Here is a 17,679-nt window from a genome sequence, read left to right as displayed (position 1 = left end):
CGGGCCCTTTTCGCGGTCGACGATCAGACGGCGACGGCCAGCTCGGACACCTCACCGAGCTTGGCGCTCACCTGGACGTCGCGGGTGACGCCGCCGCCCGCGATGATGCGTACGGTCCAGTCGCCGGGGCCGGCGAAGAAGCGGAACACTCCCTCGTCGGACACCACGACCTCACCGGTGAACTCGCCGGTGTGGTCGAGCAGCCGCGCGTAGGCGGTACCGACGCCGGTGACCCTGCCCTGGATCACCGCCTGGTTGGACAGATCGATCCCGGCCGGCAGCGCGATGGTCTGCTCCGGCGCTCCGCAACCCTGCGCGCTCATCGGGCCTCCCCCAGCTCGATCGGCACGCCCACGAGCGAGCCGTATTCGGTCCACGAACCGTCGTAGTTCTTCACGTTCTCCTGGTCGAGCAGCTCGTGCAGCACGAACCAGGTGTGGGCGGAACGCTCGCCGATGCGGCAGTAGGCGATGGTGTCCTTGCCGAAGTCGACGCCCGCCTCGGTGTAGAGGGTGCGCAGCTCGTCGTCGGACTTGAACGTGCCGTCGTCGTTGGCCGCCTTGGACCACGGGATGCTGCGGGCGGTCGGCACGTGGCCGCCGCGCTGCGCCGACTCCTGCGGCAGGTGGGCGGGGGCGATCAGCTTGCCGGTGAACTCGTCGGGCGAGCGGACGTCGACCAGGTTGAGCTTGCCGATCGCGGCGACCACGTCGTCGCGGAAGGCGCGGATGGACGTGTCCTCCTGGGCGACGACGTACTGGGTCTTGGCACGCTCCGGCACGTCGGTGACCAGCTCGCGGGACTCCAGCTCCCACTTCTTGCGGCCGCCGTCGAGAAGCTTGACGTTCTCGTGCCCGTACAGCTTGAAGTACCAGTAGGCGTAGGCCGCGAACCAGTTGTTGTTGCCGCCGTAGAGGATCACGGTGTCGTCGTTGGCGATGCCGCGGTCGGAGAGCAGCGCCTCGAAACCGGTCCTGTCGACGAAGTCGCGGCGGACCGGGTCCTGCAGGTCCTGCCTCCAGTCGATCTTCACTGCGCCACGGATGTGGCCCTTGTCGTAGGCGCTGGTGTCTTCGTCGACCTCGACGTAGACGACACCAGGGGTGTCGAGGTTGGCCTCGACCCAGTCGGCATCCACCAGGACGGCGGAGCGGCTCATTGTGGTACCTCCATGTTGGCGGCGGGCAATATACGGCGGATCAGCAGATACATTTCGCAGCCAAGGCAGAATCCGAAGGCTGCGTTGAGGAATGCGGCGAGGAGGGCCGCGGCCGTGGCCACGAGGGCCAGCGGCATGATCCCGGTAGCGAATCCGGCCAGCCCCGCGACCGCGAAGACCAGCCCCACCCCCTGCGCGAAACGCGGCGGGCGGGAGTCTTCGGTCTCCTTAGGGGCGCTCCTGACGAACGCCCCGAAAAGCATCCCGTACGGTGATCTGCCCGCGATGCCGAACGCGAACACCACGGCCTGGGCGGCGAGCAGCCAGGCGCTGCCCGTCACCAGGACGAGGAGGAGGATCAGAGTGGTCATGGCCGCGCCGAAGCGCAGCGCTCTGGGATCGGCACGCATCGTGGGATGCTCCTGCAAGGGGGTCGGGAAGAGGCGGATCGGAAGTCCGCGCGAGACCGTCCTCAGGCAGCGCGACAGAGCGCGGTCGCGACGCGGCAGAAATCAACCGCGCGCCGCTTCGTCAGCAGCTCTGTCGATGGGTTCATGCCGAGAAGACTACTCGGCGTCTCGACATCTGTCACATGTCGTCCGGCTTGTGAGACGGGTCGTGAGACACGACCGCGGCGAGCGCGTTCAGCACGTCGGCCTTCCTGGGCTGCCCTGACGCCTTGCGCACGATGGCTCCCCGGCCGTCGAGCACGAAGACGGTCGGGGTGCGCAGCACGTCGAGCCGCCGTACGAGGTCGAGCCTGGACTCGGCGTCGATCTCCACGTGCGCCACGCCGGGGACCAGCGCGCTCACGTCGGCGAGGATCCGGCGCGTCGCGCGGCACGGCTGGCAGAAGGCGGTGGAGAACTGCACGAGCGTGGCCCGCTCCCCCAGCTCCACGCCCAGCTCGCCGGCTCCCAGCCGGTCGCCGGGATCACGGTCGCGCAGGCGTCCGTCGGCGCGCAGCCTGATCACCCCGATCGCCGCTCCGAGCGCCAGCGTGGCCAGCGCGATCCACACTCCGGTCATCTTCCGGTGCAACCACCGGCCCCGCGGATTACTTCCCCGTCACCGGGATCCGCACCAGCACCTCGCCGCCGGCATCGGTGATCTCGAACGCGGCGATGTCGGCCATCGCGGTGCGCGTCTCGTGCCGGAAGACCGCGTTGTCCTCGTACATCTCGCGGGTGACCTGCCACGGCTCGGTCCGCTCGCGGGAGCCGTCGGCGGCGACGACCACGAGCCTGCACCCGGTGCCGGGCGGGATCCCTTCGACCTGCACCATCAGATCCGTGCGGCGGCCGTCGGGGGCGGCGGTCACGGTCGCCCGGTAGCCGGCGTCGGCGCCGGTGAACGCGCGTCCCAGCGGGGAGCGCAGCGGGGCGGGCGCGCGCGAGTCCGAAGGCGCCGGTGAGGACTCCTGCCGGGTGGTGAGCTTCTCGCTGTCCTGCGCCTCTGCGCTGTTGTCCTCGGCGCTGTTGTCCTCGGCGAGCTCCGACTGGGCCGCGTCGCCCTCGCCGGCGCTGAACTGGCTGGCCTGCTCGGCGGCCGGCGCCGAGGCGGCCGTCGGAGCCTCACCGGGCATGGCGGACCACACGACGCCGCCCACGCCCACCACCGCCGCCGCGGCCGCGACGGCCATGAGCGCGCGGCCCCGCCTGCGCCGCCTGGCGCGGTCGGTGAGCAGCCGTTCGAGCACCCGCCGCGGCGGGCTGGCGACCAGCTCGACGTCGCGCTCGGACACCTTGCCCAGGAACCCGGCGACGCCCGCCAGCTCCTCCAGCTCGCCGCCGCACTCCTCGCAGGTGGCCAGGTGGAGGTCGATCTCCTCGGCCTCCTGCGGGTCGAGCGCGCCGAGCGCGTGCGCGCCGAGCGCCAGCCGGACCTCCTCACACGTCGTCATGGCGCCAGCCCCCGCTCTTCCAGCGCGAGCTTGAGCGCCCGCAGCGCGTAGTAGGTGCGCGACTTGACCGTGCCCGCCGGGATGCCCAGCTTCGCCGACGCCTCCTTCACCGATCGCCCCCGGTAGTAGACCTCCATGAGCACCTCGCGGTGCTCGGGCCGCAGCGCGGCTAACGCCTCGGCCACGGCCCACGACTCGACCGCGCGCTCCAGCTCGTCGTCTGCCGGCAGCACCGCCAGCGCCTCGTCGCCCGTCTCGGGGGGCCGCGCCCGGCGGGCGCGGTGCTGGTCGACGACGAGGTTGCGGGCCACGGTGAACAGCCAGGCGCGGATCGGGCGGCCCTCGAGTGCGCCGGGATGCCGCCACGCCCGCAGCAGCGTCTCCTGCACCACGTCCTCCGCCCGTCCCGAGTCGCCCGTCAGTCGCAGCACGTATCCGTACAGTGGCCCGGCGTGCTCGTCGAACAGGGTCCTCACGAGTTCCTCGTCGGCGGTGCCAGCTGAGCTCACCCCCTCATCACGTACGAGAGGGCGGGACGGTTCACGCTCATCCACGGAGCGGCACGTCAGACGCTTCGGCGGAGATCCGCAGACCTCCGGACACGCTCTTGACCTCGGTCACCTTCACGTCGAAGGGCAGCTTCCCCTGGAACGGGATCGTGTAGGTCACGAACCGGGCGAGCTGGGCGGGCACCCCCTCGATCTTCTCCGCCTGCAGCCGGATGCCCTCCTCGGTCATCTCGACCTTCATCTCCGCGGTGAACTTCACCTTCTGCGCGCCCACCGCCAGCTCGCCCGAGGCGACGAACCGGTCGCCCTTGCCGCTGACCTTCACGCCCTGCGGGGCGAACCTGTCGATGGTCGCGTCCGTCAGCGTGCCGGTGACGGCGACCCGCCCGGCCCGGATGTCGGCGCGGTTCTGGAGGAGGTCGGCGAGCGGCGCGGTCACGTCGTACGCGGCTCCCTTGAGACCCTCGATCGGCACCCCGCCGTAACGCAGGGTGCCGAGGTCGAAGCGGACCTCCTGGTAGTGGCCGGAGATCGCCTGGGTCAGGAAGGGGATGCCGGTGATCTCCACCTCCGGGGTGCCCCGCACGTCGGCGGCGGCGGCGATCCTGTTGGCGAGGTCGCGCTGCACGCCCGCGACCGCCACCCGGTCGAGCACGGCGAGGAGGATGATCAGCAGGATCAGGAAAACGAGCAGCTTGCGCATCGCACTCCCTGTCTCGGGCGGGGGTCAAGAAGCTTATCGGCTCCATTCCCCGCGAGACGGGCGGATCACCCGCCGGCGAACGGCGGCAGCACCTCCACGGTCACGCCGTCGGAGAGTTCGACCTCGCCATGAGGTCTTTTACCGACGGGCGAACCGTCGATCAGAAATGACGATCTCCTGACCACACGGGCGAGTTCGGCGCGATCTGCTGTGATTTTCGTCATGAGTTCGCCCAGTGTGACCGCCTCGAACTCCTCTTCGGCCACACCTGCCGCCGCCTTCGCCGCCGCCCAATAACGCACTTTTCCCGAGGCCATGGCTGTCTCACCGATCCTTCTCCACCATTGTGCGTTCCTGTTTACCTGGTTGTTTCATGCGATGCGTCGTTCACCTGCCGGACGCTCAATGGACGCGACTTGCTCCTGGGATATCCTCGCCTACAGGACTCGGGCGACGTAGCCCCCGGGTCCTTACTTGTTCGAGGAGGCCGCCATGAGCAACCTGCTTCTGCTCACCAACGCGCTCGAGCCGTCCGCGGAGGTGCTCCCGGCTCTGGGGCTGCTCCTCCACTCGGTCCGCGTGGCCCCCGCGGAGGCGTCCGCCCTCCTCGACGCGCCTCCGTCGGACGCCGTGATCGTCGACGCGCGCAAAGAGCTCGTGCAGGCCAAGAGCCTGTGCCGGCTGATCCGCACCACCGGCGTCGACTGCCCCCTGATGGTGATCGTCACCGAGGGCGGGCTGGCCGCGATGACGGCGGAGTGGGGGGTCGACGACGTCCTGCTCGACAAGGCGGGCCCGGCGGAGGTGGAGGCGCGGCTGCGCATGGCCATCGGCCGCATCTCCCAGGCTTCCGGCGAGGACGTGCCCGACGAGATCCGCAGCGGTGACCTGTCCATCGACGAGGCCACCTACACCGCGCGGCTGCGGGGCAGGGTGCTCGACCTGACGTTCAAGGAGTTCGAGCTGCTGAAGTACCTCGCGCAGCACCCCGGCCGGGTGTTCACCCGCGCCCAACTGCTGCAGGAGGTCTGGGGCTACGACTACTTCGGCGGCACCAGGACCGTCGACGTGCACGTGCGGCGGCTGCGGGCCAAGCTCGGCACCGAGTACGAGTCGCTCATCGGCACGGTCCGCAACGTCGGCTACCGCTTCGTCCCCGACCGGGCCGACACCGCGACCGTCTGATCGCCCTCTCCGGTTGACAGGGCCCTTTCCCCGGGTTGGACTGTCCTGACAGGTCTGCCCCGACCTGGGTCGTGCTGTCATGCCGCGGACACCGCCGTCCCGAGATGGGTGGTGCCGGTGAACGTGTTCCGATCCCTCGTCGAGGAGAACGCCCGCGCCCGGGTCTACCGGCGCGGTGAATGGCTCTGCTCCCCGCTGCGGCCCACCGGCCGCGTCTACCTGATCGAGCACGGCTACGCCAGGGAATACCTCCCCGGCGGCGACCGCGAGATCGTGCACGACCTGCGTTCCGGCGGCGACCTGGTGGGCGAGCCGGCGTTCTGGCACCCCGGGGAGCGGGTGAAGGTCGACGCGCTGACCGAGGTGCGCGCCTGGCCGATCGACATGCGGCGGCTGCGTGAGCACGCCGCGTCCAGCACGGCCGTGGCGACCGCGCTGGTGCAGGAGCTGTTCGCCAGGAACGTGGCGGCGCGCAGGCACGAGGCGCTGGCCAGGGCCCCGGTGGCGACCCGGCTGGCCGTGTGGCTGCTCAACCTGGACGCCCGCTACGGGCTGGCCTCCGAGTCGGCGCCGCCGCTGTCCATGGAGACGCTGGCCGACCTGGTCGGCAGCGTGCCCGACGTGGTGCAGCGGACCCTCGCCCAGTGGGTGCGGCGCGGCTGGCTGGTGCGTCCCGGCTACCGACGGTTACGCGTCGCCGACCCGGCCGCGATGCGCACGCTGGCCGGCGACTGGGAGCATCTGGCCGTGCCGTGGGAGGGCCGGATCACCCCGTTCCTCACCGGGCCGGGCGCGCCGGCCGAGCCGCTGCCGGCCGCCGAGGTGCCCCGTCCCGCGCAGCTCCCCGCGGACGTGCCCGACTTCACCGGGCGGCAGCAGAGCCTGGACCTGCTCACCGAATGGCTGGAGCGGACCCGCAGGACGAACACGATGGTGATCCAGGGCCTGCCGGGCGTCGGCAAGACGGCGCTGGTCACCCACTGGGCGCACCTGCACGCCGGCCGGTTCCCCGACGGGCAGATCGTCATCGACCTGCGCGGCCAGTCGCCCGCCCAGCCCCCGATGACCACGGCGGAGGCGCTCGGCCAGATCCTGCGCTCGCTCGGCGTCGGCGAGCACATGCCGGCCGCCGACGAGGCCGAGCTGATGCTGCTCTACCGCAGCCGGATCGCCGGGCGCAGGCTGCTGCTCATCCTGGACAACGCCGCCGACCCGGCCCAGGTGCGCACGCTGCTGCCCGGCGGCAGGGACTGCGTGGTGCTGGTGACCAGCCGGACCAGGATGGCGCCGCTGCGCGCCACCGGCCAGGCGGACCTGATGGACCTGCACGTGCTCGACCCGGGCAACGCGGTGGCGCTGCTGGTCGGGCTGCTGGGTGAGGACTCGCCGCGGGCGGCCGACCGCGACGGGCTGGCCGAGCTGGCGCGGGTGTGCTCGTACCATCCGTTCGCGCTGCGCATCTCGGCCGCCAAGCTCGCCGAGAACCCGGAGCTGAGCGTCGCCTCCCGGGTGCAGGAGCTGCGCCGCCCGGAGCGGCGGCAGCGGTTCCCCGGCGACCCGGAGCAGGCCTTCGGGTCGGCGCTGGATCTGGCGTACGAGTCGCTCGGGCCGGCGCAGCGGCGTGCCTTCCGGCATATCGGGCTGCTGCCCGGCGGCCCTTTCACGCCCGAGGTGCTGGCCGCGGCGCTCGGCGTGCCGGTGCCGGAGGCGCTGGCGTCACTGGCCGGGCTGCACCGGGCGTATCTGGTCGAGCCGCTGCCCGGCTCCCGCTACCGGGTGCACGACCTGGTCAAGCGGCTGGCCAGGGAGCTGGGCAGGCACGCCGAGGCGGGCGTGCGGGAGGCCAGGGTACGGCTGCTCGACCACTACCTGATGACCGCCACGGAGCCGGGCACGCCGGGCGAGTGGTTCGAGGCCGAACGGCGGGCCCTGGTGTCGGTGGTGCGGACCGCCGAGGAGAGCGGCGCGTACGGGATCGCCTGGCAGCTCGCGCACGCCGTGTTCGAGCCGTTCAGGCGGCTGCGGTACTACGAGAACAACCTGGAGATCCAGCAGGCGGGGCTGGAGTGCGCGCAGCGGATCGGCAACCGGCGGGCCGTCGCGCTGATGCGCAGCCATCTGGGCTCGATCCACCGCGACATCGGCCCGTCCACCCGGGCGGCCCGCTACATCGGCGAGGCGCTGGCCGACTTCGCCACGCTCGGCGACCGGGAGGGCCGCGCCCGCGCGCTCATCGACCTGGCCGAGGTGCACGGCATCGCGGGCAACCTGGAGGACGCGCTGAAGGCGGCGGACGAGGCGCTCTGCGGCTACCAGGAGATCGGTGACCTGGCCGGGGTGGCCGACAGCCTGCACGCGCTGTCCCGCCTCCACCTGTCGCAGGGGCGGCACGAGCCGGCGCTCCACCACGCCGGCCAGGCGCTGGAGGTACGGGAGGAGCTGGGCGACCGGCGCGGCACCGCGCAGAGCCTGATCATGCTGGCCCGGGTGCAGCAGAGCCTCGGCGAGCCGAACGCCGCGCTGTCGGAAGGGCTGGAGGCGCTGTCGATCTGCCACGAGCTGGGCGACGAGCACGCCGAGGCCGAGACGCTGCTCTGCCTGGCCGAGGTGTACGACACGCTGCGGCTGCCGCACGACGCCCGGCGCGACGCGGAGCGGGCGCTGGCCGGCTACACCGCCACCGGCGACCAGCACGGCTCGGGCCGGGCGCTGTGCGCGCTGGGCCGCATCGCGCGCAACGGCTCCCGGTACGACGAGGCGCTGGCCCACTTCGAGCAGGCGCTGGCCGTACAGGTCGAGCTCCACCACGAGCAGGGCAAGGCCGAGACGCTCGGCGACATCGGGCTGGTGCACTGGCGGCTGGCCGACTACCTGCGCGCCGACGAGTACCTCACGCAGGCGCTGGCCATCAGCCGGGTGATCCGCGACCTGCCCATGGAGGCGCGCATGCTGAACCGGCTGGCCCGGGTGCGGCGCAGGCAGGGCCAGTCGCAGGTGGCGTTCGTGTACGCGCTGGAGGCCCTGGACATCGTGCAGGCCGTCGGCGGCCGCAGAGCCGAGGCCGACGTCCAGGAGACGCTCGCGAACACGTACCTGTCGCTCGGCCGGCACCAGGACGCGCTGCGCGCGGCCAGGCGGTCGCTGGAGATCAGGGAGGAGATGCGCGACGACAAGGCCAGCGCGCTGCTGTCGATCGCGCTGGCGCTGCACACCGCGGGCCGCCCGTCCCCCGCGCTGGCGTACGCGCGCCAGACCGTCGAGCTGCTGCACGAGACCGGTACGCGCGACCGCTGGGGCGCGGCGCTCACCACGCTCGCCATGATCCTGCTCGACCTGAACCGGCCCGAGGAGGCGTACGTGCACGCGGCGCGGGCCAGGGAGGTCCACCACGCCTGCGGCACCCGCCGCGACCTGGGCTGCGCGCTGCGGGCGCTCGGCCTGATCGCGTGGCGGCGGGGCGACGTCGCGGCCGCCGTGGCCCATCTGGGAGAGGCGGTGCGCACCCTCGACGAGGTGGGCGACGTGGTCGAGGCGCGAAAGGCCGCCCAGGAACTCCGACGAATGTCGTGAATTCCGCCCGGGGGAGGTCGCAGATCTGATCAGGTCACCGGCGTTCAACTGGTCTCACCGGCCACGGACAGCGGAGGTGATCCGGATGCTCAAGAACCATCTGCGTCGAGACCTGCGGTGGTTGAGGCGACAGGCGCGCGGGGACAGGCGGATCACCGTCCTGGTCCTCACCCTGGTGCCGGCCGCGTGGACCCGCCAGCTCGCCCCGGGCGACGCGATGCCCGAGCCGGAGCTGCTGTTCCTGCTGTCGGCGGGGCTGCTGGCGGTGTCGGGCGCGGCCTGGTTCACGTCGGCGTACTTCCTGGCCAGGTCCGCGCGGGCGCGGCGGGAGCCGGTCGAGGTGCTGCGCCGCGTCACCCGCGTCTCCAGGGCCAAGGAGTGGGCGTTCATCGCGGCGGGCGCCTACGTGGCCTGGCACGTGCTGCAGTTCGTCACCGTGCTGGTCATGACCTGACCGGGACCGTCAGCCGGGGATGAGCCAGGCGGGGAACGCCGCCTGGTGCGGCCCGTTCTCCGGGTCGAGCTCGTGCCTGATGGTCGCGCACTGGTCCAGCATCGCCCCGTGCAACGACCACAGCTGGACGTTCTCGGTGTCGGGGACGCGCTCGGCGACCAGCACCTGGTGCTCGCCGCTCTCGCGCAGCGCGGTCCGCAGCCGGCCGAGGTCGCGCACGCTGCCCCGGCCGAGCTGGAGCCGGCCGAACGCGGCGAAGGCCTTGGAGATGGCCAGCAGCTCGTCGCCGAGCGCCGCGGGCACCCGGTGGACGTCCTCCGCGGGCAGCCCGCGCACCCCGGCCGCCAGGTCGGTGAGCGACCTGGCGATGCCGCGCAGTTGCAGGCCCGCGTGGTCGAGGCAGGTCATGGCCTCGGCCACCTGGTCGAGCTGCTCGTCCTGCCGTCGCCGCCGGAGCGGCACCAGCCGGACCGACTCGGCGGCCTGCTCGGCCACCTCCTGGCTCTCCCGCAGGCGCGCGTCCACCTCGCGGGACCGCTCCAGCCAGCTTCTCGCCTCGTCCTCACCCCACGCGCCGCGCACGCCCTTGCCCATGGCGGCGGACAGCGACGACAGGTCACCGGCCAGCTCGGCCATCTCCCTGCGCGCCTCCTCCACGTACCGGGGCGGAAGCACGACCAGGTTGGCCAGGATGCCGATGACGGCGCCCAGCAGCAGGTCGACCAGGCGCTCCAGGCTGTACGTGGCGCCCAGCGCGAACACCAGCAGGGCGGTGATCGGGATCTGCACGTTCTGCTTGGGCAGGTTGAGCAGCCGGGTCACCACCAGCCCGCCCGCGACCAGGATGGCGAGCGTGATCCCGTTGATGCCGAGCAGGAGGATCAGCCCACCGGCGCCGAAGAGCCCGACCGTGACGGCCCCGACCTGCTGCACCCCGCGCACGACCGTGCCGTAGGCGGTGGCCGAGAACGTGAGCAGCACCCCGATCGCCCCCAGCACCGGCATCCTGTCCTGCAGCACCCGGGCCACCAGCCACCAGGCGAGCACGCACGCGGCCGTCAGCTTGATCCCCTGGAGCAGCGGCTCACGCTCGGCGCGCAGCCATCCGGGCAGTCCCAGGCTGCGAGCGCGCTCCAGGATCAGCCTGCTCTGCCTGGAGATCCGCTCGAACGGCGGCAGCCCCTGCCTCGATCGCTCCCCCATCCCGGCATCGTCGCAGGAAGACACCCGCGTGAGCTGGGTAGACACCCTGCTTGAGTGGAGGTGGTGAGGATGGACGCCGAACTTTCAGGTCAGCTGGTGGTCCCGGACGGGGCGCGCGGCGTGGTGCTGTTCGCGCACGGCAGCGGCAGCAGCGGCCGCAGCCCGCGCAACAGGTACGTGGCCGCCGCGCTGAACGAGGCCGGGCTGGGCACCCTGCTGTTCGACCTGCTGACACCGGAGGAGGAGTACGACCGAGCCAACGTGTTCGACATCGAACTGCTGGCAGGCAGGCTGCTGACGGCGACGGAGCGGGTGCGGGAGCAGCCGGCCGCGGCGAACCTGCCGCTCGGCTACTTCGGCGCGAGCACCGGCGCCGCCGCCGCCCTCAGCGCCGCGGCCGAGCCGGACGCCGACGTGGCCGCGATCGTCTCACGGGGCGGCCGCCCGGATCTGGCGGGCCCGCGTCTCGCTTCCGTACGGGCGCCGACGCTGCTCATCGTGGGCGGCCACGACGAGCAGGTGCTCGAACTGAACCGGGAGGCCCAGCGGGAGCTGGGCGGCGAGAGCCGCCTGGAGATCGTGCCCGGCGCCACCCACCTGTTCGAGGAGCCCGGAGCCCTGGACCAGGTCGCCGACCTGACCGGCTCCTGGTTCGTCACCCACTTCACGTGACCCGCGTCAGTTCTGCCGGGCGCCGCGGCGCTCCGACAGCCGCTTCCAGACGAACACCCCGACGGCCAGCACGACCAGGCCGATCACCACGTACGTGAAGATCCCGACGTACGTCTCGACGATCAACCACTGCCGGCCCAGGAAGTAGCCGGCGGTCACGAGCGCGGTGTTCCAGATGAAGCTGCCCACCGCGGTGAGCAGCACGAACGTGGGCAGCGGCATCCGCTCGAAGCCGGCCGGGATCGAGATCAGGCTCCTGAACAGCGGCACCATCCGCCCGAAGAACACCGTCTTGCGGCCGTGCCTGGCGAACCACTGCTCGCTCTTGTCCACGTCCTCCGGCTTGAGCAGCGGCACCTTCGCGTACAGCGCGTGCACCCGCCGCCTGCCCAGCAGCGCCCCGATCGCGTAGAGCGCGAGCGCGCCCACCACCGAGCCGATCGTGGTCCACAGCAGGACGTGCCAGAACACCAGCCCGCCCCTGCTCACCGTGAACCCGGCCAGCGGCAGGATGACCTCGCTCGGGATCGGCGGGAACAGGTTCTCCAGCGCGACCGCGATGCCCGCGCCGGGCGCGCCGAGCGTCTCCATGAGACCGGTGACCCACTCGACGATTCCGCCCAGACCGCTGGAAGTCATCCTCGTCCCTTCGTCGCACGTAGTCTCTTCCCGTACGCAGGCGCGTATTCCTCCCGGTCCGTCTCTCGGCCATCCATCTGAGACATTCCTCGGCGGGGAACGTTGTGGCAACCCTCCATGCGTGAATCCCGCCCCGTGGTGTGGGATCGAATCCGCACACACAATCGAGGAGGAGCGATGAAGTGGTTCTCCCCTGCAGACGTCGCCCGGGTGGCCGTCTTCGCCGCGCTGATCGCGGTGCTGGGGCTGGTTCCGGGGGTGAGCCTCTTCGGCGGCCTGGTGCCCGTCACGGCTCAGACCCTGGGGGTCATGCTCGCCGGGCTGATACTCGGCTCGCGGCGAGGGGCGCTGGCGGTGCTGGTGCTGCTCGCGCTGGTGGCGGTGGGGCTGCCGCTCCTGGCCGGGGGCCGGGGCGGGCTCGGCGTCTTCACCCAGCCGTCCGCGGGGTTCCTGATCGGGTGGCTGCCGGGCGCGTTCGTCACCGGGTGGATCGCGGAGCGCGGGGGGCGCAGCCCGAGCATGGTCCGGCTGCTGGTAGCGTGCCTGGTCGGCGGCATGGGGGTCATCTACCTGTGCGGCATCCCGGTGTACGCGATCTTCGGTGATCTCACGCTGGGCGGCGCGGCCCTGTTCACCCTGACCTTCGTGCCGGGCGACCTGGCCAAGGCGGTGCTGGCCTCGTGGATCGCGCGAGGGGTGCAGCGCGCCTACCCGGGCGCGATCCCCACCGTCCACAAGCGTCCGAGATCCGGCGAGGAGGGCTGACCGGGGCATGCCAGTCGCAGCACAGGTCATCCGGCACGCCTCCACCCACCCCGACCGGGTCGCGGTCTCCGGCCCGTACGGCGACATCACGTACGGCGCCCTGGCCCGTCGCGCGCTGGAAGAGGCGGCGTCCCTCACGGCCGCCCTCCCCCGGCCGATCGCTGCTCCGGCCGCGGCCCGGGACACCCCACCGGCGCTCTCCCCGCCCTCGGCGGACGGGCGCGCCATCACGGCGGCTGCCCGGACGAGGGCGCCGGTCGTGGGCATCTGCCTGCGTGACCCCGTCGACCAGCTGATCGCCATCCTGGCCGCCGACCTGACGGGGGCCACACCACTGCTGTACGAGCCAGCCCTGCGCGACGGCGTCCCAGCGGACCTCCTCATCGAGACCCTGCTCACCACCGGTCCGACCGACCCGGGCGCACAGACCCAGCTCGCCGGGGTCGACTCGGCGGGGCCGGTCACCCGGTCCTTGCCCGTTGGGGGATGGTTCGCGCCGTCGCCTGCTGATTTGGCGTGGGCGTGTTTCAGTTCGGGGAGCACCGGGCGGCCGCGTGCCGTCGTCCGTACGCGGGAGTCGTGGACGGGGTCGTTCGGGCCGTTGAGCGAGATCACCGGGATCGGCGCGGATGATGTGGTGCTGGTCCCGGGGCCGCTGACGTCTTCCCTGTACGGGTTCGCGGCCGTGCACGCGCTGGCCGTGGGCGCGACGGTGCTGGCGCCCGGCCGGTGGGCGCCGGGGTCGCTGCCGGAGCTGGCGCGGCGGGCGACGGCGGTGCACGTGGTGCCGCACCTGCTGCCACGGCTGCTGGACGCCCTGCCCGAGGACGCGCCGCTGCGGGTCGTCGTGGTGGGCGGGGCCGCGCTCCCGGCCGAGGTGCGGGAACGCGCCGGGGGCGTGCGGGTGGTCGCCTACTACGGCGCCACCGAGCTGTCCTTCGTGGCCGTGGACGCCGACGGCGGCGGGCTGCGGCCGTTCCCCGGGGTGGAGATCGAGGTCAGGCCGCCCCTGGGCGAGGTGTGGGCGCGCTCCCCCTGGCTGGCCGAGGGCTACCTGGGCGGCGTGGCGGGCCCGCTCAAGGCCGAGGACAAGTGGATGAGCGTCGGCGACCTCGCCGATCCGTACACGCCGGGAGAGCCGCTGCGGCTGCGTGGCCGCGGCGACGGCGCGATCCAGACCGGCGGCGCGACGGTGGTCCCCGAGGACGTCGAGGAGGTGCTCCGGCGCGCGCCCGGCGTGGGTGACGTCGTGGTCGTCGGTTCCCCGCACCCCGAGCTGGGAGCGGTCGTGACCGCCGTGGTCGAGGCCGGCGCCGGCCCGCTCCCGTCCAGGACCACCCTGGAGAAGGTGGCACGCGACGGCCTGGCCGCCGCCCAGCGCCCCCGCCGCTGGTACGCGATCACCGACCTCCCCCGCACCCCGACCGGCAAGCCCGCCCGCGCCCAGGTAGCGGCCCGCCTGACCACCACCGACCCCGACCTGCGGAGACTCCCATGACGGGCCACCCGACCGCCGGCGACGCCGACCTGCGGGGACTTTAATGACGGGCCCGCACGATCCGGTGATCGTGGCCGCCCGCCGGACCCCGATCGGCACCGCCGGCCACGCGTTCAAAACGGTCACGGTCGACGCCCTGGCCGCCGCGGTGATCGGTGCGGTGGCCCAGGACGCCCGTCGCGGGCTCTTCCCGGAGCACGACCGGGACCACCTCCCCGACGGCCGGGACCAGGACCGCGCGAACGCGCACGACCTCACCTGCGGGGGGCACGGACGCGACCCAGACCTAGCGGAGCACGCAGAACCTCGTCCCAGCGCCTGGGACCTCACCCCGAGCGGGGTTCTCGCGGAGAGTGACCCGGGTGCGGTCGGCCCCGCTCGACACAGGGAGTTCGCCAGGGTCGAGGACGTCGTGCTGGGGAACTGCATGGGGCCCGGAGGGAATGTGGCGCGGGTGGCGGCGCTGAGGGCCGGGCTGGGGGAAGGCGTGCCGGGGGTGACGGTGGACCGGCAGTGCGGGAGTGGGCTGGCCGCCATTCTGATCGCGGCGCAGGCCGTACGGAGCGGGGACATGGAGTTCGTGATCGCCGGGGGCGCCGAGAGCGCGTCGACCGCGCCGGTGCGGGCGTTTCGGGACGGGTCCCCGTACGAGCGTGCTCCTTTTGCCCCGGAAGGGCACCCGGATCCGGACATGGGGGAAGCGGCGGAGGCCCTCGGCGCGGCGCGCGGCGTGAGCCGTGAGCGCCAGGACTCCTATGCGGCCGCCAGCCACGCCAAGGCGGTGGACGCCCGGGCGGCGGGCAGGTTCGCGGCGGAGATCGTCCCGGTCGGGGAGCACTCCAGCGACCAGCGGCCGCGGACGCTGCGCCCGGCGACGCTGGCGCGGCTGCCCGGGGCGTTCGTGCCGGGGGGCGCGGTGACCGCGGGCAACTGCTCGCCCAACAGCGACGGCGCCGCTGCGGTGGCCGTCGTGCCGGAGCGGCTGCGTGATGGCAGGCCGGGGCTGCGGCTGGTGGCGGGCGCGGTGGTGGGGTGCGATCCGGCGCTGCCCGGCTGGGGGCCGGTGCCCGCCGTGCGCCGGCTGCTCGCCCGTACCGGCACGAGCCTGGAACGGGTGGCGGCGGTGGAGATCGTGGAGGCGTTCGCCGCGCAGACGCTGGCCGTCACCGACGCGCTCGGGCTCGACCCGCTGGGCGCGGACGCAGAGCGGGTGTGCGCGGACGGTGGCGCGATCGCGCTCGGGCACCCGTGGGGGGCCAGCGGCGCGGTCGTGGTGACGCGGCTGTTCAGCCGGCTGGTGCGGGCCGGGGCGCCCCGGGGGACACTCGGGCTGGCGACGGCGGCGGTCGGCGGCGGGCTCGGCGTCGCCGCCCTGTTCGAGGTGGTTTGAGTGAAGGGGCTCGTCCTCGCCGAGGTGGTCGGAGTGCTCGCGTTCGCTGACGTCTATGTCCGGTCGAGGTGGTGTGAGTGATCGAGCTCGCTGACGTGCGTGTCCGGCTCGGGGAGCGCGAGGTGCTGTGCGGGGTGAGCGCGACGCTGGCCGAGCGGCGGATCGGTGTGATCGGGGCCAACGGGTCGGGCAAGAGCACGCTCGCCCGGCTGTTCAACGGGCTGGCGCTGCCCACCTCGGGGACGGTGACCGTGCTGGGTCACGACACGCGGCGGCAGGCGGCCAAGATCCGGCGGCGGGTGGGGTTCCTGTTCACCGACCCGGACGCGCAGATCGTGATGCCGACCGTGGCCGAGGACGTGGCGTTCTCGCTGCGCCGCCACAAGCTCCCGGCCGAGGAGGTGCGGGACAGGGTGGCGGCCGTGCTGGAGCGGCACGGGCTGGCCGGGCACGCCGACCATCCGGCGCACCAGCTGTCCGGCGGGCAGAAACAGTTGCTGGCGCTCTGCTCGGTGCTGGTGCTGGAGCCGGAGATCCTGATCATGGACGAGCCGACGACGCTGCTCGACCTGCGCCACTCCAGGCTGGTGGCCGAGCACCTGCGCGTCCTGCCCCAGCAGGTGGTGGTGGTCACCCATGACCTGTCGCTGCTGGCGGACTTCGACCGGGTGCTGGTGCTGGACGACGGCCGGGTGGTCGCCGACGCACCGCCGGACGAGGCGATCGGCCACTACCGCGGGCTGATGGCGTGAACGCTCTCACCGGCGCTTACGTGCCCGGCGACTCGTTCCTGCACCGGATGCCGACCGGGGCCAAGCTGGCGGCGCTGGCGGTCTGCTGCACCGGGCTGATCCTGCTGCCCAGCGTGTGGGCGATGGCGGGCGCGGCCGTGGTGGTCGTGTCGCTGTACGCGGTCGCGCGGGTGGGCGCGGCAGCGGCGTGGGCGCAGGTGCGGCCGGTCCTCTGGTTCGTGGCGGCGCTGTTCGTGATCCAGCTCGTCCTCGCCGGTCCGTCGGCCGCGGTCCTGGTGACGTCCAGGATCGTGCTGGCGGTCGCACTGGCCGGGCTGGTCACGCTGACGACCAGGACCTCGGCCATGATGGCCACGCTGGAGCGTGCCCTGCGGCCCGCCCGGCGGGTGGGGCTGGACCCGTTCCGGCTGTCGTTGCTGCTCTCGCTCACCATCCGCAGCATCCCGGTCATCGCCGCGCTCGCCACCCGCGTACGGGAGGCGCAGCGGGCCAGGGGCGTCGAGTGGAGCATGCGCGCGTTCGCGGTGCCGCTGGTGGTGGGCGCGCTGCGGCACGCCGACGCCCTGGGCGAAGCACTCAGCGCCCGGGGTCTGGACGACTGACCGCCCGCGGGGGTCACTCAGCGCCCGCCGGTCCGCGGCCTGATGTCTTCTTCACCCGCGGTCTGGACGGCTGACCGGCGTGCGGGGTTTCTCGCCCGCCATCACGTACGCGCCGCGTTCCAGTCGCTCGATGAGGCCGCGGGTCCACTCGGCGGCGCTCTCGGCGGTGTGCACCCACATGCCGAGGACCTCCCCCACCATGCCCCACGCCTCCGGGTCCTCGTCCGGCGACCAGTCGCGCCGGACCCGGGAACGCCACTCCTCCAGCGCCCGCACCCGCGTCTTCAGCAGCTCGACCGCCTCGGCCCTGGGCAGGTCGTCCATCAGGCCGGCTCCGGCGCTCAGCATGTCGAGCCGCTGGTCGGCCTTGGAGAGCGCGTGGCGGAGCAGCGCGAAGTAGTCGGCCTCGCCCGCCTCGGTGATCTCGTAGTCGATCCGGGGCGGGCCGCCGGCGGTGCTGGGCGCCTCCTCGTCCGCGCGCAGCAGTCCCTCGACGGCCATCTGGCGCAGCGCGTGGTAGATCGAGCCCGGTTTGAGCCCCGCCCACTCGTGCGCGCCCCACGACTCCAGGTCGGAGCGGACCTGGTAGCCGTGCGCGCTGCCGCGCCGCCGCACGGCCCCGAGCACCAGCAGCCGCACCACCGACATCGCCACTCCCTCGATCTTTGAGCATCC

At 72.8% G+C, this 17,679-nt stretch carries 21 protein-coding genes; 9 read left to right on the top strand and 12 right to left on the bottom strand.

Translation table 11 applies throughout. The features are described 5' to 3' along the window. Positions 1-23: 23 nt before the first annotated feature. The 9 genes from FR742_RS41515 to FR742_RS41480 all read right to left on the bottom strand — a co-directional run bounded on the left by FR742_RS41515 (position 24) and on the right by FR742_RS41480 (position 4,591). The gene (locus tag FR742_RS41515) at positions 24-323 is read right to left on the bottom strand and encodes a DUF1416 domain-containing protein (protein ID WP_148036656.1); all 300 of its coding nucleotides are present in this window, start codon (positions 321-323) and stop codon (positions 24-26) included. Continuing rightward, entirely contained in the window at positions 320-1,159 is an 840-nt protein-coding gene (locus FR742_RS41510) for a sulfurtransferase (protein WP_148036655.1), read from the bottom strand. The genes FR742_RS41515 and FR742_RS41510 overlap by 4 nt, the downstream gene beginning before the upstream one ends. After that, positions 1,156-1,569 (bottom strand): DUF4395 domain-containing protein, encoded by a 414-nt coding sequence (locus FR742_RS41505; protein ID WP_148036654.1) that lies wholly within the window; start codon positions 1,567-1,569, stop codon positions 1,156-1,158. Before FR742_RS41505 ends, FR742_RS41510 begins: the two co-directional genes overlap by 4 nt. Positions 1,570-1,631: 62 nt before the next feature. Further along, positions 1,632-1,715 (bottom strand): putative leader peptide, encoded by an 84-nt coding sequence (locus FR742_RS46705; protein ID WP_350668905.1) that lies wholly within the window; start codon positions 1,713-1,715, stop codon positions 1,632-1,634. Between the two features lie 32 nt (positions 1,716-1,747). Further along, on the bottom strand, positions 1,748-2,188 hold the full coding sequence (locus tag FR742_RS41500; RefSeq protein ID WP_148036653.1) for a thioredoxin family protein: 441 nt from the start codon (positions 2,186-2,188) through the stop codon (positions 1,748-1,750). Between the two features lie 28 nt (positions 2,189-2,216). After that, positions 2,217-3,062 (bottom strand): zf-HC2 domain-containing protein, encoded by an 846-nt coding sequence (locus tag FR742_RS41495; RefSeq protein ID WP_148036652.1) that lies wholly within the window; start codon positions 3,060-3,062, stop codon positions 2,217-2,219. Then, positions 3,059-3,571, bottom strand: coding sequence for a sigma-70 family RNA polymerase sigma factor (locus FR742_RS41490; RefSeq protein ID WP_148036651.1), 513 nt, complete (start codon positions 3,569-3,571; stop codon positions 3,059-3,061). The genes FR742_RS41495 and FR742_RS41490 overlap by 4 nt, the downstream gene beginning before the upstream one ends. Positions 3,572-3,608: 37 nt before the next feature. Beyond that, a complete protein-coding gene (locus tag FR742_RS41485) occupies positions 3,609-4,274 on the bottom strand; it encodes a DUF2993 domain-containing protein (RefSeq protein WP_148036650.1) in 666 nt (221 codons plus the stop codon). A 65-nt stretch (positions 4,275-4,339) separates the two neighbouring features. Then, positions 4,340-4,591 (bottom strand): MoaD/ThiS family protein, encoded by a 252-nt coding sequence (locus FR742_RS41480; protein ID WP_148036649.1) that lies wholly within the window; start codon positions 4,589-4,591, stop codon positions 4,340-4,342. A 175-nt stretch (positions 4,592-4,766) separates the two neighbouring features. On the opposite strand from FR742_RS41480, the gene FR742_RS41475 reads away from it, so the two are divergent. From FR742_RS41475 to FR742_RS41465, 3 genes are all read left to right on the top strand, one after another. Continuing rightward, positions 4,767-5,459, top strand: a complete 693-nt coding sequence (locus tag FR742_RS41475; RefSeq protein WP_148036648.1) for a response regulator transcription factor — start codon at positions 4,767-4,769, stop codon at positions 5,457-5,459. Between the two features lie 117 nt (positions 5,460-5,576). Continuing rightward, positions 5,577-9,029 carry a tetratricopeptide repeat protein gene (locus tag FR742_RS41470; RefSeq protein ID WP_148036647.1) on the top strand — a complete coding sequence of 1,151 codons (3,453 nt, stop codon included), beginning with the start codon at positions 5,577-5,579 and terminating at the stop codon, positions 9,027-9,029. A gap of 85 nt (positions 9,030-9,114) precedes the next feature. Beyond that, positions 9,115-9,483: a hypothetical protein gene (locus FR742_RS41465; RefSeq protein ID WP_148036646.1), complete on the top strand. Its 369-nt coding sequence runs from the start codon at positions 9,115-9,117 to the stop codon at positions 9,481-9,483. A gap of 9 nt (positions 9,484-9,492) precedes the next feature. On the opposite strand, the gene FR742_RS41460 is transcribed toward FR742_RS41465, so the two are convergent. Beyond that, on the bottom strand, positions 9,493-10,686 hold the full coding sequence (locus tag FR742_RS41460; protein ID WP_148036645.1) for an aromatic acid exporter family protein: 1,194 nt from the start codon (positions 10,684-10,686) through the stop codon (positions 9,493-9,495). A 69-nt stretch (positions 10,687-10,755) separates the two neighbouring features. Here FR742_RS41460 and FR742_RS41455 point away from each other — a divergent pair, with 69 nt between their 5' ends. Beyond that, entirely contained in the window at positions 10,756-11,358 is a 603-nt protein-coding gene (locus FR742_RS41455; protein ID WP_148036644.1) for a dienelactone hydrolase family protein, read from the top strand. Positions 11,359-11,364: 6 nt separating this feature from the next. Here the strand turns inward: FR742_RS41455 and FR742_RS41450 are convergent, their stop codons facing one another. After that, positions 11,365-11,997 carry a DedA family protein gene (locus FR742_RS41450; RefSeq protein WP_148036643.1) on the bottom strand — a complete coding sequence of 211 codons (633 nt, stop codon included), beginning with the start codon at positions 11,995-11,997 and terminating at the stop codon, positions 11,365-11,367. A gap of 177 nt (positions 11,998-12,174) precedes the next feature. Here FR742_RS41450 and FR742_RS41445 point away from each other — a divergent pair, with 177 nt between their 5' ends. The 5 genes from FR742_RS41445 (at position 12,175) to FR742_RS41425 (ending at position 17,004) form a co-directional block, all read left to right on the top strand. Beyond that, the gene (locus FR742_RS41445) at positions 12,175-12,762 is read left to right on the top strand and encodes a biotin transporter BioY (protein ID WP_148036642.1); all 588 of its coding nucleotides are present in this window, start codon (positions 12,175-12,177) and stop codon (positions 12,760-12,762) included. A gap of 7 nt (positions 12,763-12,769) precedes the next feature. After that, positions 12,770-14,260, top strand: a complete 1,491-nt coding sequence (locus FR742_RS41440) for a class I adenylate-forming enzyme family protein (RefSeq protein ID WP_148036641.1) — start codon at positions 12,770-12,772, stop codon at positions 14,258-14,260. Positions 14,261-14,303: 43 nt separating this feature from the next. After that, positions 14,304-15,650, top strand: a complete 1,347-nt coding sequence (locus FR742_RS41435; RefSeq protein ID WP_261809063.1) for a thiolase family protein — start codon at positions 14,304-14,306, stop codon at positions 15,648-15,650. Between the two features lie 77 nt (positions 15,651-15,727). Further along, positions 15,728-16,402, top strand: a complete 675-nt coding sequence (locus FR742_RS41430) for an energy-coupling factor ABC transporter ATP-binding protein (RefSeq protein WP_148036640.1) — start codon at positions 15,728-15,730, stop codon at positions 16,400-16,402. Then, positions 16,399-17,004: an energy-coupling factor transporter transmembrane protein EcfT gene (locus tag FR742_RS41425; RefSeq protein ID WP_148036639.1), complete on the top strand. Its 606-nt coding sequence runs from the start codon at positions 16,399-16,401 to the stop codon at positions 17,002-17,004. Before FR742_RS41430 ends, FR742_RS41425 begins: the two co-directional genes overlap by 4 nt. Positions 17,005-17,055: 51 nt before the next feature. Here the strand turns inward: FR742_RS41425 and FR742_RS41420 are convergent, their stop codons facing one another. Beyond that, positions 17,056-17,652 (bottom strand): PadR family transcriptional regulator, encoded by a 597-nt coding sequence (locus FR742_RS41420; protein ID WP_148036638.1) that lies wholly within the window; start codon positions 17,650-17,652, stop codon positions 17,056-17,058. Positions 17,653-17,679: the final 27 nt, after the last annotated feature.

Source organism: Nonomuraea sp. C10 (assembly GCF_008017515.1).
In the GTDB taxonomy this organism is placed as follows: domain Bacteria; phylum Actinomycetota; class Actinomycetes; order Streptosporangiales; family Streptosporangiaceae; genus Nonomuraea; species Nonomuraea ferruginea.
This window is presented reverse-complemented; position numbering and strand designations above follow the sequence as displayed.